The organism is Nocardia sp. NPDC004604, from assembly GCF_040609795.1.
Lineage (GTDB): Bacteria > Actinomycetota > Actinomycetes > Mycobacteriales > Mycobacteriaceae > Nocardia.
The window spans coordinates 68,995-84,424 of record NZ_JBEXLC010000007.1 but is presented as its reverse complement, the minus strand read 5'-3'; the positions used below and the strand labels follow the sequence as shown (position 1 = coordinate 84,424).

9 protein-coding genes and 1 pseudogene are annotated in these 15,430 nt (G+C 65.4%); 5 read left to right on the top strand and 5 right to left on the bottom strand.

Translation table 11 applies throughout. The annotated features are described in order from the left end of the window. Positions 1-43 precede the first annotated feature (43 nt). Entirely contained in the window at positions 44-883 is an 840-nt protein-coding gene (locus tag ABZW16_RS05290; protein WP_354952417.1) for a tyrosine-protein phosphatase, read from the top strand. A gap of 217 nt (positions 884-1,100) precedes the next feature. On the opposite strand, the gene ABZW16_RS05285 is transcribed toward ABZW16_RS05290, so the two are convergent. Together ABZW16_RS05285 and ABZW16_RS05280 are read right to left on the bottom strand one after the other, a co-directional pair. After that, positions 1,101-1,643, bottom strand: coding sequence for a hypothetical protein (locus ABZW16_RS05285; RefSeq protein ID WP_354952415.1), 543 nt, complete (start codon positions 1,641-1,643; stop codon positions 1,101-1,103). Positions 1,644-1,686: 43 nt separating this feature from the next. Beyond that, positions 1,687-3,894, bottom strand: a complete 2,208-nt coding sequence (locus ABZW16_RS05280; protein ID WP_354952413.1) for an elongation factor G-like protein EF-G2 — start codon at positions 3,892-3,894, stop codon at positions 1,687-1,689. Positions 3,895-4,501: 607 nt separating this feature from the next. Between ABZW16_RS05280 and ABZW16_RS05275 the strand changes: the two genes are divergently transcribed. The 4 genes from ABZW16_RS05275 (at position 4,502) to ABZW16_RS05260 (ending at position 12,684) form a co-directional block, all read left to right on the top strand. After that, complete coding sequence (locus ABZW16_RS05275) at positions 4,502-5,704, top strand: TIGR02679 family protein (RefSeq protein WP_354952411.1); 1,203 nt, start codon at positions 4,502-4,504, stop codon at positions 5,702-5,704. Positions 5,705-5,790: 86 nt separating this feature from the next. Beyond that, positions 5,791-7,323, top strand: a complete 1,533-nt coding sequence (locus ABZW16_RS05270) for a TIGR02677 family protein (protein ID WP_354952409.1) — start codon at positions 5,791-5,793, stop codon at positions 7,321-7,323. Between the two features lie 76 nt (positions 7,324-7,399). Beyond that, positions 7,400-8,656, top strand: a complete 1,257-nt coding sequence (locus tag ABZW16_RS05265; protein ID WP_354952407.1) for a TIGR02678 family protein — start codon at positions 7,400-7,402, stop codon at positions 8,654-8,656. Beyond that, positions 8,653-12,684, top strand: coding sequence for a TIGR02680 family protein (locus tag ABZW16_RS05260; RefSeq protein ID WP_354952405.1), 4,032 nt, complete (start codon positions 8,653-8,655; stop codon positions 12,682-12,684). Before ABZW16_RS05265 ends, ABZW16_RS05260 begins: the two co-directional genes overlap by 4 nt. An 86-nt stretch (positions 12,685-12,770) precedes the next feature. Here ABZW16_RS05260 and ABZW16_RS05255 read toward each other — a convergent pair whose 3' ends face one another. The 3 genes and pseudogenes from ABZW16_RS05255 to ABZW16_RS05245 form a co-directional block, all read right to left on the bottom strand. After that, positions 12,771-12,995, bottom strand: a complete 225-nt coding sequence (locus tag ABZW16_RS05255; protein ID WP_354952473.1) for a hypothetical protein — start codon at positions 12,993-12,995, stop codon at positions 12,771-12,773. A gap of 93 nt (positions 12,996-13,088) precedes the next feature. Beyond that, positions 13,089-13,287: pseudogene (locus ABZW16_RS05250) on the bottom strand (IS110 family transposase); the annotation flags it as partial. Between the two features lie 527 nt (positions 13,288-13,814). Then, positions 13,815-15,401, bottom strand: coding sequence for a serine/threonine-protein kinase (locus tag ABZW16_RS05245; RefSeq protein WP_354952403.1), 1,587 nt, complete (start codon positions 15,399-15,401; stop codon positions 13,815-13,817). Positions 15,402-15,430: the final 29 nt, after the last annotated feature.

The following is a 15,430-nucleotide window of genomic DNA, read 5'->3' as shown; positions in this document are numbered from 1 at the left end:
TTCAGTTGTTGCTCTAATTGGTTCTGTCCTAGCGACATTCGCGTTGACCGCTACTGGTACGCCGCCGATGGCGACGGCCGAGCCGACGGCGGACAGTGTTGCGGCGCGGATCGAATTGCAGGGCGCGGTCAATGTTCGTGATATCGGCGGGTATCGGACGTATGACGGTGCGAAGGTCAAGTCCGGCAAGGCTATTCGGTCCGATTCGTTGGAGAAATTGACCGACTCCGATGTGCAGAAGCTAGGTGGATCGAATCTGAAGGCGGTCGTTGATCTGCGGACGCCCGCGGAGGTGCAGTTCATGGGCGCCGATAAGGTGCCCGCCGGGGTGCAGACGGTGGCGCGGCCGATCGATGACACCGGGTTGTTCCAGCAGATGATGGCGGCCATTCAGTCGCGAGACCCACAGAAGCAGGAGGAACTGCTGGGGAACGGGAAGGCCGAGGAGATCATGGGCCGTGTCTATACCAGCTTCCTCAGCGCGGATTCGCGCGCAAAGTTCGGGCAGACGATTCGGGATCTGGCGGCCACCGACCGCGCGACGCTGTATCACTGCACCTCGGGTAAGGATCGAACCGGCTGGCTGACATATGTGGTGCTCCGGGCGGTCGGAGTACCGGAATCGACTGCGCGCCAGGACTATCTGCTGTCGAATCAGTATCGAGCCGCCGCAGATGCCAAGCTGCGCGAGCAGGTGAAGCAGGCCGGACTGATGCAGAACCCCGATCTGCTCATCCCCCTGCAAGAGGTTCGTGACCAGTACCTGGATACCGCGATCGATGCAATGGAACAGGCCTACGGCGACTTCGGAAAGTTCCTGACCCAGGGCCTCGGCCTCGATGGCGGCACCCTCGTACAGCTCAGAAAAAACCTGGTCGCCTAGCGAAAACACCTCGGGCCCACCCCATTCCATGGGGTGGGCCCCAACCCCTCCCATCTCACCCTGCCGCACCCCTTGGACAAGCGGTCACCATGCGCTCATGCAGGTAAACATCGAGAGCACACCTGCATCAGCGCATTCTCGGCCGTTGTATCGAGTCGTGGGCGCGCACAATGTGTGGCTTGTGTTGACTCGGTGGTTTCTGTGCGGCGGTGGGGGGTTAGATCGGGAGTAGCATGTGGACGAGTTCGCCTAGTGAGACGCCGCCGGTGCCGAAGGCTGCTACTAGGGCGTAGGCGATTAGTGCGTCGTCGATGGTGGGGTGTTGAGCGGGGGGTGGTGTGGTTGGGGGTGGCGCCCATACTGCGTCGATGTGGTGGGTTCCGGTTAGTGTGAATTGAGCGAGGACATGATCGCCTTGGTTCTTTTGGCCGAGAACCAATGTGCTGGAGTGCAGGTTTGTTGGCATCAGGCGGAAAATCCTGCCGGGGATCTCGGCGACTGCTCGGTAGGTCCAGCGGCGGTAGAAGAGTCCGCGGCCGACGGTCAATCTAATGGGGCGATCGTTGATCGATGCCCGTAGCCGTTTGGCGTTGCGCGTGCCGATGGGGACGCGCTCGCGAGTGCGCGGGCCGATGCGCTCGATGGTCACCATGGTGGCATCGTCGAATACTGGTGTGGTGACCACTCTTTCGTCGGTCCGCGTGATCACGATCTTGCCGAAATGTTCGGTGTCGACTACGAAACGCTCTGGACTGCTCAACAGGCTCCTTCGACGGTAACGAAACATCCTGCGGCGCTGGGGATCAGCCCGTCTTTTTGGCCTGCTCGCGGACCGAACCCGCCAATGCATTGGGCATCGGTTCGTGCCGCGCGTACGAGCGGGTGAAGTCACCGGTGCCGTGCGAGAGCGAGCGCAGATCTATGGCGTAGCGGGTGAGTTCGAGTTCGGGCACCTCGGCATGGATGCGCGTGCGGCCGGTGCCGTGCGGTTCGGTGCCCAGTACCCGTCCGCGGCGTCCGGACAGATCGCTGAGCACCGGACCGACATAGTCGTCGGTTACCACTACCCACACTTCGGCGATCGGCTCGAGCAGGTCGATACCCGCAGCGGCCGCGGCCTCACGCAGTGCGAGTGCGCCAGCGGTCTGGAATGCGGCATCGGAAGAGTCGACCGAATGCGCCTTGCCGTCGAAGAGCGTCACGCGCATGTCGACCAGCGGATAACCGGCCGCCACCCCGCGCGCGGCCTGGGCGCGCACACCCTTCTCCACCGACGGAATGAATTGCCGCGGAACGACTCCACCCACCACGCGGTCGACGAATTCGATGCCCGACCCGCCCGGCAGCGGCTCCACCTCGATCTCGCAAACCGCGTACTGCCCGTGCCCGCCGGACTGTTTGACGTGCCTGCCCTTACCAGTTGCCTTGCCCGCGAACGTTTCCCGCAGCGCGACCTTGTGATCGACCACATCCACCTGCACACCGAACCTGGTGCGCAACCGCTCCAGCGCGACATCGCGGTGTGCCTCGCCCAGACACCACAGCACGATCTGATGGGTATCCGGATTCTGTTCCAGCCGCACCGCGGGATCCTCGGCCGCCAGTCGGGACAGACCAGTGGAGAGTTTGTCCTCATCCGCCTTGCTGCGCGCGCGAATGGCAATGGGCAGTAGGGGATCCGGCATCCGCCAGGGTTCGATCAACAGCGGCGCGGCAGTGCCGGAAAGGGTGTCGCCGGTTTCCGCGCGACTGAGCTTGGTCACATAGGCGATATCACCGGCAATGGCCTGGCCGAGCGGGCGCTGCAGTTTGCCGAACGGCGCGGTGATGGCGCCGATGCGCTCGTCCACGTCATGGCTTTCATGGCCGCGGTCCTCGAGTCCGTGACCGCAGACATGCACCGTATCGTCGGGGTGCAGGGTGCCGGAGAAGACGCGAACCAGCGAGACGCGCCCGACATACGGATCTGACGCCGTGCGGATCACCTCGGCCGCCAGCGCGCCGTCCGGATCGCAGTGCAAGGGGGTCGATGCGGAACCGTCGGTGCTGGTGATGGCCGAAACCGCGTGCTCGGACGGGGTGGGAAAGCCACCGATGATCAGCTCCAGCAGTTCGACGGTGCCGAGGCCCTGCTTGGCGCCCTCGGGGGCGGGCGCGCCGAATAGCACGGGATGGAAGCTGCCCCGGGCGACCGCCCGCTCGAGGTCCGCCACCAGCGCGGCCAGCTCGATCTCCTCGCCGCCGAGATAGCGCTCCATCAGGGTTTCGTCTTCACTCTCGGCGATAATGCCCTCGATCAGCCGGTTGCGCGCCTCTTCGAGCAGCGGCAGCTGATCCGAAGACGGTTCGCACTCGACCTCCTCCCCGGAGGAGTAGTCCGCCACGCAGTGCGGCAGCAGCTCGACCAGACCGGTGACGGGGCGGTGGCCGTCCGGGCCCTTCGGCCCGTACACCGGAAGGTGCAGCGGGAGGATATTTTCCGAGGAGCCGCCGCCGAGCACGATGCGGCAGGTCTCGGTCATCTCTTCGAAATCGGCGCGCGCGGTATCGAGATGGGTGATCACGATCGCCCGCGGCATCCCGACCGCCGCGCACTCCTCCCACAGCGCGCGCGTGGCACCGCTCACGCCCTCCGCACCCTCCGCCGCCGAGATGACGAACAGCGCCGCATCCGCCGCCCGCAGACCTGCCCGCAGCTCACCGACGAAATCGGCGTATCCGGGAGTATCCAGCAGATTGACCTTGATCCCGCGCCAGGCCATCGGCACCACCGACAGCTGCACCGATCGGTGCTGGCGGTGCTCGATCTCGTCATAATCCGATAGCGACGTCCCGTCCTCCACCCGGCCCGCGCGATTGACCGCGCCCGCCGTGAGCGCCAACGCCTCTACCAACGTGGTCTTACCCGACCCGCTGTGCCCGACCAGCACCACATTCCGGATGTCCTCCGGCCGCTGCGCCGTCACAGCCTTACCGTTGGTCCCTGCAGACGCACTCGCTTTCTCGACCATGTGTCTCGCTTTCTCGGTCGACACCTACGGTCCTTCGAGCTTCCCACCAGCGGTCGCCTCGCGTGCACAGATCGGGCGATCCGGTGTGTTCAGGTGCGCTTCGGGTGGCGTGCATGTGCGGTTCAGGGTCCGGCCGGACAGAGGCACATGGTCGGTGCAAGTGTGTGATAGGACGGTGTGCGGTCGGCATTACGCGTAATCGAGGATGACGGCTCGGGGGGCGAGTCGTCCTGGGCGTATCCCGTCGACCGACCAGTCTGCACCGGACTGGTGACGTGACACCCGGGCTGGCGACCGCCGCGGTCTGTCGTAAGTGGACCCCCACGTTCCGCGTACGACATGAGTGCTGTCGAAGTCACCGGCCGCAGCTGCGATGACACCATCGCGCCCGCCGAGGGTGCAGTCGTGGTATTTCGGGGGCGCTATCGGCGTGCGCCGGGAATCGCGTCGACGTCGTTGGACAGGGGGAGTTTCGAACAGACGCTGCGGTCGCGGGCCAGTCCCGGGCCCTCACAGTAATCAGATATTCGCATCGCCTGCACGGATCAGGCGATCCGATGCGGTTCGGTGCAGAATGTCCCGATGGGACGCCGGTTCAGGAAGATCAATGACCGCTGAGCGGCTGTCGCCGGACCTCGCTCCCGTGTGGGCGGTGCTCCATCGCCGCCTGTCCACCGGTCAGGCGGTGCATCGGATCAAAGTCGGCCCACTCGATCCGAACCAGCAGGCCGCCATCGCCGATCTGTTCGGTTCACCGCGATTGCCCGGGCTGTACTGGACCGGCAGCCTCGCCGACATCGACGCGGTCCTGCTCGAGGTGACAGGGTGCGATGCCCGCGCCGTCGTCGAGCAACTGATTGGCCCCGTCGGAAACAGGTCCGCTGAGCGAGCAGCCGATGCCGCTGCGCGTCACGAGCTGTGGCGATGGTTGTCGGAGCACAACGTCGTTCGGGCCCAGCCCGCTTTGGCGACTTGGGTGTCGGCAGTGCAGCGCAATGGATTGATCGCGAAATCGGTCGAGCGCACGAGGTCCGAGCTGGAGCGGACCCTGCGGGTACTACACGAATTGCCCTGCCCCGGAACGCCATTGCCTGTATTCGCCGCCGAACTGCTGGGTGATCCACATGGACTCGACGAAGGCACCCGGGTGCAAGCAATGGTCGTGCGAGCGTTGACAGCGATCTACGGCACCGAACCTCCAGCGGATGCGGTCGGGTTGCGCGCACTGTGGGCGCGAGCGGGGATCGCTGACGACGAGTTGTCATCGACCGTCTTGGTCGCCGGACTGCCGATGTATGACACCGGCACCCCGATCGGCCATATCCTGCACTCCTGCGCGAGCGCCGGACTCGCTTCGGTGCTGACCCTGCAGCAGTTGCGGGTCCAGTCGGAGTCGATCAAGGTGGCAGACCGCGTATGGGTGGTCGAAAACCCCAGCGTGCTGGCGATGGCATTGACGCGTTTCGGTACCGGTTGCCCGCCGATGGTATGTACGTCCGGTTGGCCGAGCAGTGCCGGTGTGCTGCTGCTCGAGCAGTTGGCGCAGGCCGGGACCGAGTTGTACTACCACGGTGATTTCGACGGGGAAGGACTGCGTATCGCTGCGAATCTCGTGGCCAGGGTCGACGTAGTGCCGTGGCGGATGACCAGCGCTGACTATCTGCGGGCTGTTGGTGCCGACGGCCCCGAAGTCGGTCGAGTTACTCCGGTGCCCTGGGATCTCGAATTGTCCGAGCACATGCGTCGTACCGGTCGAGCGGTCCCCGAGGAACGCGTGGTCGAGGATCTGCTCGCGGATATCGGCGGCTGAGTCCGTCGCTCGTACGGGGACGAGCGCGGGATGTCGGCCCAGGCGTCTATCGTGGGCAACCGAGTCGCCAGCTAGGGGGAGCCGCTATGGATCCGATTCGTGTTCCGCCCGAGATGTTCCGTTTCACCAGCGGTGATCGGGCCGGGTTGTACGTATCGGTGCTGCATGCCTTCGGTGAGGCGAACGAACGTCTGGAGACCGCTCTCGGTATCGATGACGTCCGGGCTCGGCTGCGCACAGTCGGCTGGTTGGAGGCCATTGACGACGAGGATCTGACCTCGGCGCTGGATCAGTTGCGGGCCTGGAACCTTGTCGATGTCATCCAGAACCATTCCGAGAATTACCGCACCGCAACCGAATACGAACGTCGGAACCTGCAGTACTCACTCACCAGGCAGGGCGAGGCAGCGTTCGCCGGTGTCGTGCACGCTATGTCGGTGCTCGCGTCGAGCGGAGCGTTGCAGACCGCAGTACTCGACGCGATCTCGGATCGACTGGCCGACCTGCTGCACGAACTGGAGTCGGGCGCGGATCGCCGAGTCTTCATCGTACTGAGCGAGCTCGAATCCCACCTGGAGGCGTTGCGCGCCAATACAAAACAGTTCAATGGCGAACTGCAACGGCTGCTACGCGCCGAGGGTGTGGATCTCGGCGTGTTCCACGAGGTGAAGGCCGCGACGGTGGCCTATCTCCAAGAGTTCCTCACCAACATCGAGTACCGTACGCATACGATCGCTTCGCGAATCCAGGCCGTCGAGGATTTCGGCATCGCGCGGATGCACCAGCGCGCACTGCTCGGGGCCGAGCTGCCGAAGCTGACCGGCGCTGATCCCGGTGTCGCTTGGCTCGAGCATCGTCGAGCGAGGTGGGATGGAATACGGGCCTGGTTCCTACCTGTCGATGGATCGACGCCTCGCATCGATCAGCTCCGGCAGGTCGGCCGGAAAGCCATCATCACCCTATTGCAGGTTCTCGACCGGATCACCGAGTCCCGCAGGCGTTCCAGCAGTGCCGTGGCTGACTTTCGGGAGCTGGCACGGTGGTTCACGGTGCTGCCGGAACAGGACGATCTGCATCGGTTGTGGTCCACTGCATTCGGACTCAGCTCCGCGCGGCATCCGCACCTGGCCCACCCTGATCCAGAGTTGGTGAGCTATACCGCGCCCTGGGGCGAGGCGCCCGCGGTGGAGGTTTCGCCGCTGCTGCGTTCGTCCGGGCGCACCGAACGATTCGGTCGAACCGGCGCGATTCCGGACGTCGCGGCGATCAAGGCAGCGCGGGCAGCGCGCGCCGCAGTCGAGCGGGCCGAGCTACAGGCCGCCTGGGACATGCTGGATACCGGTGGGGCCGTGCGTCTTTCGGCGTTCGGCGAGCTGGATCACGAAGTTTTCGAACGCTTGCTGGAGTTATTGGGGCGAGCCTTGGGCAACGCGCCGGACCGGAAGGGAACTCGGCGCGGCAGTACAACCGATGGTCGGATCGAGATCGTGCTGCGAAGACCGCCTGATGGCGGCATTGCCGAGCTGAAGACACCGCGCGGGATTTTTCGCGGACCCGACTACATCGTCGAGGTAACCGCGCCAGGACGTGATACGCGGCGAAGGGGAGCCTCGGCATGAGCGAGCGTAGCGAGCGAACAGTAGACACAGCCGAGCCGTCGCTCGTGCCGGAGCCGAGCGTCAGCGAGGCGCAGGCATGAGCGACCTCGCCAACCAACTGGTGATCGCCGAGCGTGAGGAGATAACGCGCGGTGTGCGGCATCTGCTCGCCGACCCGCTGATCACCGAACGGTCGGCGCCGGAAATCTTCGATGTCATTCGACGACGGCGCGATCCGATCGCGAAATGGTTCGACTACTACTGCGGGTGGACGTTGATGGTCGAACCGCGGCTCGGTTACGCCCGCCTGGTGAAGGTGCGTCCCGCCCTCGACGCGACTCGACCGTTACGGCGATTGCGTTCGACCAGAACGGAGTTCGATCGCCGCCGCTACGTCCTGCTGTGTGTGGTCGCCGCCGAGTTGTTCGCCGCACCAGTGACCACGATCGGCTTGTTGGCCGGACGGGTGCGCGCGGCCAGCGCGGCAGATCCGTTAGTGGCGTACTTCGATACCGCCAGCCGCGAGGAGCGGCGGGCGTTCGTGGATGTCCTTCGCCTGCTGGAATCATTCGGCGTGCTCGATGCGCTCGACGGTGCCGCCGACGCGTACGTGGAGTCGGACGCGGCCAAGGTGCTCTTCCGGGTCGACACGACCTTGCTGTTACGGCTGCTGGCGACCCCGGTAGGACCCTCGCAGCTGGGCCTGCCCGCCGAGGAGGTGCCGTTGCGGTTCGACGAACTGCTCGCGGAGCTCACCCGGGAGGGTCGCTACGGCCTGGCCGGTTCGGTGTCGGGCAGGCACGCCGATATCGCCGGTGTGTCCGACACCCAGCGCAATTTATGGTTGCGCCACAGTGTCTTTCGTCGGTTGATCGACGATCCGGTCGTCTACTTCGACGAGCTCACCCCGGACGAGCGTGCCTACATTGCCTCGCCCACCGGCAGACAGCTCATGCGCCGCGCTGCCGAACAAGGTGGATTCGTGCTCGAGGAACGTGCGGAGGGGGTGCTGTTGGTCGACCCGGACGGCATTGCCACCGACAGCCGTTTTCCCGATGACGCGGCAACCGCGAAGGTGGCCGCCCTGCTGCTCCTGGATACCATGCCGGGGCCGACCACCGTCGAGCAGTTGCAGCGCGCCGCCGCCGCACTGCTGGAACGGTTCCCGCGCTGGGCTCGCAGTTACCGCGGCGACGATGGTGCGCGCGAGCTGGTTTCCGACGCGGTATCCGAGCTGAAATCGTTCGGGCTGGTGCGCACGACGGCATCCGGGCTGGTGGCGCCGCGACACGCAGCGGCGCGCTACCGCGTCAGCGAAATCCGAACCTCCGATACGACAGAGGAATCTCAGTGACCGTGACCGAGCTGCCGCAGTCGTTTCCGGATATCGCCGAACCCGTTCGATGGAAACCAACTCGGGCGGGCATTCTCAACGTTTGGCGCTACTACGACGAGGTTTTCGAGTTCCATGAGGGCCGCCTGCTACTGCGCGGGCCGAATGGCAGTGGCAAATCGAAGGCTTTGGAGTTGTTGCTGCCGTACCTCTTCGATGCGAATCTGCGGGCCAACCGGCTATCGACATTCGGTACCAGCGAGCGGACCATGCATTGGAACATGATGGGGGAGGGCGCATCCGGTGCTACCCGGGTCGGTTACGTGTGGTTGGAGTTCCGACTGCCCGGGGCGACCGATCAATGGTTCACCTGTGGAGCCCGGCTGCAGGCCACCAGCCGAACCACTTCGGTACACGCGGACTACTTCATCACCGCGTTGCGGATCAGTGGAGCTGGCACCCTCGGCGGTCTCGAACTGACCGACTCCGGTCGCCCATTGACCCGCGCGGCCCTGGCAGAGCGCATCGGTGCCGATGGCAAGGTGTGTGACAACGCGGCCGAGTATCGCGACGAGGTGCGTTCGACGCTGTTCCCGACCCTGACCGAGCAGCGCTACGACGCGCTCATCACGGCATTGCTGCAGCTGCGGACTCCCAAACTCTCGCAACGGCTCGATCCATCGTTGTTGTCGACCTTGCTGTCCCGGGCCCTACCGCCGCTGGGCCAGGCCGAAATCGCCGATCTCGCAGAGGGGTTCGAACGACTCGACGCACAGCGGGAGCGGCTCGTCCGCTTGGACGCAGAGGTCGCGGCTACCCGCACGCTGGCCAGGCAGCAGCGGACCTATGCCCAGCGGGTGCTGCGTGCCGGAGCCGCCGGACTCATTTCCGCGACTTCGGAATTGGACCGGCTCTCGGCTGTCGCCAAGCAGTCGGCCGAAGAACATGCTCGCGTTGCGCAGCACAAACACGATGTCCAGGAACGCATCCGGACGGAGAATGCGGATCTGTCGAGTGCGCGGGCGCGACGAGATGGATTGATGAAATCCGAGGCATACAAGCAGGGTTTGGAACTCGACGAGCTCCGCAAACAGACGCGCGGTGCGCAACAGCGCGCGATCAAGGCCCGCGCCGAGGAACAGCGGCTGCGTCAGATCGCAGAGAACGATGCCGCCGAGCATGCGACGGCGATCGAGGCGGAGCGGGGCCGGGAACGCATCGCCACCGACAGCGGTATCGAAGCGCAACAGAGTGGGCATCGCGCCGGGCTCGGCGGTGTGTACGACGAACTCGCGAACGACCCCTGCGGGAGTGCGGCGCGGGCGCTATTGCGCGGCACGGTGCGCAGCAAGCGAGATCGCATGCGTGCCATGGCCGGTGCACTGGACGAACACGAACGCGCCGTAGGACTGCGTACCGCGGCCGAAAGAGATCTCGAGTCGGCGCGCACAGCTTTCGCGGACGCCAGGGAAGCCAACCTCCAGGCCTCCGAGGAACGAGAGCGGGAACTCGAAGAACTGCGTAATCGCCTGCAGGACTGGGCGAGTGGTTGCCGCGCACTTTCGTTCGCCGACGCGGTTGCGCTGGCCGACCTCGCGGATCGTGAATCGGTGGTGATCGAAGCGGTGAACAAAGTCGCGACTGCGGCGCTCGAGGTCGTAGCCGGACGAACAACCTTGTGCGAGAAGGAAATCAGCGACGCCCGGCGCGAGCGTGAGCAACGGATCGCCGATCGGGATCGGCTGGCGGATGAACACGACATTTCGCCCGCACCGCCACATTGGCGCACCGCAGACCGTGGCCGGATGGTGGGCGCGCCGCTGTGGCGGCTGGTCGACTTCGCGCCGGATCTGCCCGGTGCGAGCGCCGCGGGAATCGAAGCCGCGCTCGAATCCGCCGGGCTGTTGGATGCGTGGATCGGACCGCGCGGCGACATCGAAGGACACGATGTCTTTGCCGACTCGGACGCGCTGATACCAGTCACCGGCCGATCTTTGGCTGAAGTGCTTGTTGCTGTTCCAGATGCTGAGGTCGACGCCGTCGTCGTCCGTCGGCTGCTGGCCACGATCGCATTCGACGAACAGTTGCCGACCGGATCGGTGGTCGCGGTCGGTGCCGACAGCGGTTGGCGCATTGGCAATCTCACCGGCAGCTGGTCCAAGGAACAACCCGCCTACATCGGTGCCGCGACCCGCGAGCGCACCAGGCAACGTCGCATTCAGCAGCTCGAAGACGAGATCGCCGACTACGACCGGACATTGGAACGGCTGCGCACCGAACGCCAACAGTTGGCGACCGTGCGTGAGCTCATCGAATTCGAACGCGACTCCCGACCGAAACACGACCTGCTGACCGCTGCCGAGAAGCGGCTCACCCGAACCGAATCCGACTTGGCCGCCGCCGACCACCTGGTCCGTGAACGGCTGGACAACGTAACCGCCGAACAAGTCGCGGTCAAACGTGCATTGCACGCGCTGTCCGCCCTCGCGGCGGAAACCGGCCTACCCACCGACCGCGCCGCTCTTTCCTTGCTGGACAGTGCCATCGAAGACTTCTCCGGCCAAGCCGAGACCTGGCTCGACGCCCACCGCGATCTGCGCGCAGCCCGTGCCACCGCCGCCGACCGGGCCGATCGCGCCGAATCCTCCGCCGCGGAAGCCGTGGCACGAGCCGAAGCCGCTGCGGCGGCCGAGGACGAGCACCGCGGCCTGGCCGCCGAACTCGCGGCCATCGAGGAATCCGTCGGCCGCGACTACCGCTCGGTGCTGACCGAAATCGACCAGCTGCGCAGCCGAATCGACGAACTCGCCGACAGCGTGGAGCACAACCGGACAACGGTTACCGACCTCGCCGGAAAACTGGGCAGCCTCGAAGCCCAGCACCGCACCGATGCCGAAGCCCGCGACCCGGCCGCCACACAGCGAGACGCTCTCGCGCTACGTTTCCGGCACCTGTCCGGCGGAATCTTCCCGGCCGACAGCGAAATCCCGGATCTGCCGACGTTCCGCGAAACTCTCGCGGGCTCGGAAGGCGTCCGTGCTGCACTCGATGCGGCCCGATCGGTCGCCGCGGCCTGGCCGACCATCCCACACACCCCCGCGAACCTCGGTGATGCGTTGCGTCGCCTAGCAGACTCCGTCCACGAATGCCGCACCGCGCTGTCCGCCCGCGCCGATCTCGACCTCGAAACCGACGACGACGTACAGGTTTTCACCGCTGTTGTCGACGGGGTTCGCGTCGGATGCGCCGAGCTACTGCGTATCTTGAGCGCCGAAGCGGACCAGAGCAAGAACGAGATCACCGAGCAGGAACGACAGCTGTTCGATCAGACGCTGACCGGCGATACCCGGCGACACCTCGCCGCCCGCATCCGGCAGGCAAACGAACTCGTCGACGGGATGAATGCACGTCTCGAGCGGGTGCGCACCGCGTCGAACGTTGCCGTGCAGTTGGTTTGGCAAGTGGGGCAAGACCTTCCACCGGGCACGAAGGCGGCCCGCGATCTGCTGCTCAAGGACCCGGTCCGGCTGAGCGACGCCGACCGAGAATCCCTGCACACCTTCCTTCGCGACCGCATCGAAGAAGCCAAAGCAGATGACACCGCCACCAGCTGGGAGCAGCAACTCGCCCAGGTCTTCGATTACACGGCGTGGCATCGGTTCGTAGTCAAGATCGATCGGGGGAACGGCGAGGGCTACAAGGAGCTGACCAAGAAGCTGCACGGTGCGCTGTCCGGCGGCGAGAAGGCCATCGCACTGCACCTGCCATTGTTCGCCGCCGTCGCCGCGCACTATCAGGCTGCGCCACAAGCACCCCGAGCCATCCTCCTGGACGAGGTGTTCGTCGGCGTCGACACCGCCAACCGCGGCCAGATCTTCGCGCTGCTGTCGGCGTTGGACCTGGACCTGATGCTGACCTCGGATCACGAGTGGTGCACGTATGCGGAGTTGAGCGGGATCGCGATCCATCAGATCGTGGGTGGAGATGGCGATGATGCGGTGACCACAGCACGATTCACCTGGGACGGCCGAGAGTTGTTGCCCGCGTGATGGATGGAAGACAACAGCGCCGAGCGGAATGCTGCCGATGGTGGGCAGCCAAGGGGCGTCGGTCGGCAATTCAGTGGACCCATCGGTCAACCCCTGGTCTGGTTCGGGTCGAAGGTTGCTTCGTCTGCTTTGAGATTGGCTCCGCCGGCGCCGTTCTCGATGAGGCAGTCGATCACGTTCAAGCACCGTTCGATCACTTCCGCCGAAGATGCGACACCGTAGGTCAGCAGCACAATGTCGGCAACTTCGTTCGTACTATTCGAACGTCGCGCCGGAATTGAAGCAGTCGTCCAAGCCGCTTGGAACGTCACCGCTGGTAGGCGGCTCGCCACAGAGGATTCCGCACTGTAGGTAGTCCGGAGCTTCGGTGCCGTCGGGCTGGCGGCACCAGCCGTCGCTGTCGCGACCCACAAGCCACGATCGGTTTCGATGCCGATCAGGACCTGGGCGGGTTCTTCGGCGTGGGGTGGCGAGCAGGTCGTGGAACCCGCCGATACCGGTCAATCCTTCCGGTAGCCGCCGTGCGGCCAGTCTCGTACCGTGCTCGTCCATCACATGAACATCGCGATGCTCCTCGACCCAATCGTCGCCGACATAGACCATCTATCACCTCCAGGCTCATCGGTTCGAATCCTGTTCGAGCTCAAGGTAACCCGGCGGCGACCTGATGGATCAGTACTCGAACAGGTACGACACCCCATCAGCGCTACAGGTGGTCTCACCGACCGGCCGGGGCACGATCTAACCCTAGGAATTGAACGTCATTCCTGGCGGTGGAAGTACTCACCGACCGGCGGCTCGGTCAATCAGCTTGCCCGCTCCCGGTCGCCACCCAGGCTTAGGCTCGCTGATCACCTCCCATTAGGCTATTGCCGATAGTCGTCGCGGGGAGGGTGCGGGTGTGGATTCGTTTCTGGGGCGGTGGCGCGCGAGTGGCGGCCGCGACGGGGCTTGACCCCCACTCGCGCTCAGAAGACCGCCCCCGAAAAACCAAAATCCATTGTGCAGCTTGACCTGTCACACCCGCGACGACTTCGGAATCCCGGTCGCGATGCTGGATCTGGACGGCCGCTGGTCATCACCATCGGGAAGGGCGAAAGCCAGTCGCGCACGCGCCTCGCCCGACACGGCTAGCGGGAATTCCCGTCCTCCACCGTTGAATTCAGCTTTCCGAGCTGACGATCGAGGTTGCGGACCGCTGCCGAATCGGGGCCGAAAACCTCGCACAGGACGGGGCGCAGAGCGCGCAGGTCGTCTCTTGCATCCTCGAAGTCGCCTGCGACCGCCTTCATGTGGGCGATGAGGAAGCGGGCGCTGATTAGCTGATCCCGGTTGGCGGCCGGGTCCGCGTTGCGAACGTAGAAGCTCAGGGCACGCAGCGCCCTGTCCGGCTTGCCGAGTTCCGCGTAGGCGACTCCCGCGCGGTAGGCGCTGTCGATGACGATCGATTCATGCGGTTGCAGATAGGCGAGATAGGTACGGACAAGATTCTCCAGGAGCGGGGCGGCGCGGGTGAACACGCCCGCGTCGAACAGCGCGTGTGCCAGTAGCTCCCGCATCCGCACCTGTAGGTATTCGCTGTGGGCGCGCGGCAGATTGTCCTCGATGATCCGGATCGCGTCGGTGGGCAATTGGTCGCGCAGCAGCACAGCGACCTCGCCCTCGATCCGAATGACCTCGCCCTCGGTAAGTTCGGGTCCGGTCCGCGGGTCGGCGGCGCGCCGGGCGGCCGGGGCCAGCAGCGGACGGCGGAACGGGCGGGTGGGATCACGTGACTCGTCCTCGGCAGCAGTGGGATCCGGCGTGGCGGCCAGCGGAGCCAGTACCGTGTAGACGGTCTCGGCGGTGGGACGGTCGCCCGGCGGCTTGGCCATCATCGATACCACCAGCCGGTCGATGTCCACGGGCACGCCCGGACGGGCGGCGCGCACCGACGGTGGCGGCGTGCTCAGGTGGTGCGTACGCAGCGACGTAGCGCGGGTCGCCAGAAACGGCGGGTCGCCGGTGAGCAACTCGTACAACAGGCAGCCCAGCGAGTAGACGTCGGATGCAGCGGTGACCACCTGTCCCAGTGACTGTTCCGGCGACATGTAGGGCGGCGTGCCGACGGTGTGGTCGATCTGCGTGAGCCGCGGCAGCGCCCCCGCGCCGCGCAGGATGGCGATGCCGAAATCGAGCAGTTTGACCAGCCCGTCATCGGCGATGACCACGTTCTCCGGTTTGACGTCACGGTGCACGATGTCCACGCGATGCACGTCGGCTAGCACCGCCGCCAGCTGAGCGGCGACCGCCGCCGCCCACGCCACGGTCGGTGGCGCGTCCACATAGTCGGCGTCGTCGACCCAGCGGCGCACGGTCACCCCGCGCAACAGCTGCATGACCACCCACAGTTGCCGACTGCCATCGGGATTGATCAGCACCCCGGTGTCGTAGACCGCCGGGATGCCCGGATGCTCAAGCCGGGCCGTAGTGCGGATCTCCCGCAGGAACCGCCGTCGGCTCCGTTCCTCGTCCTCGAGGATTTCGGCGGCCTCGAAGCTGTCGGCGGTCGCGGGCGGAGACTGCGGCTTCAGCATTTTGATCGCCACCGGCCGGTCGAAGCGCTCGTCGTGGCCGTGGTACACGACGCTCATTCCACCGCTGCCGAGTTTCCCGTCGATGCGGTAGCGGCCGTCGAGCAGCTGCTTGTCCTCCGATAGCCCGGTGGTGTCTTCCAAGGCCGCTCCCTATGTCTCGCGTGTGCGGA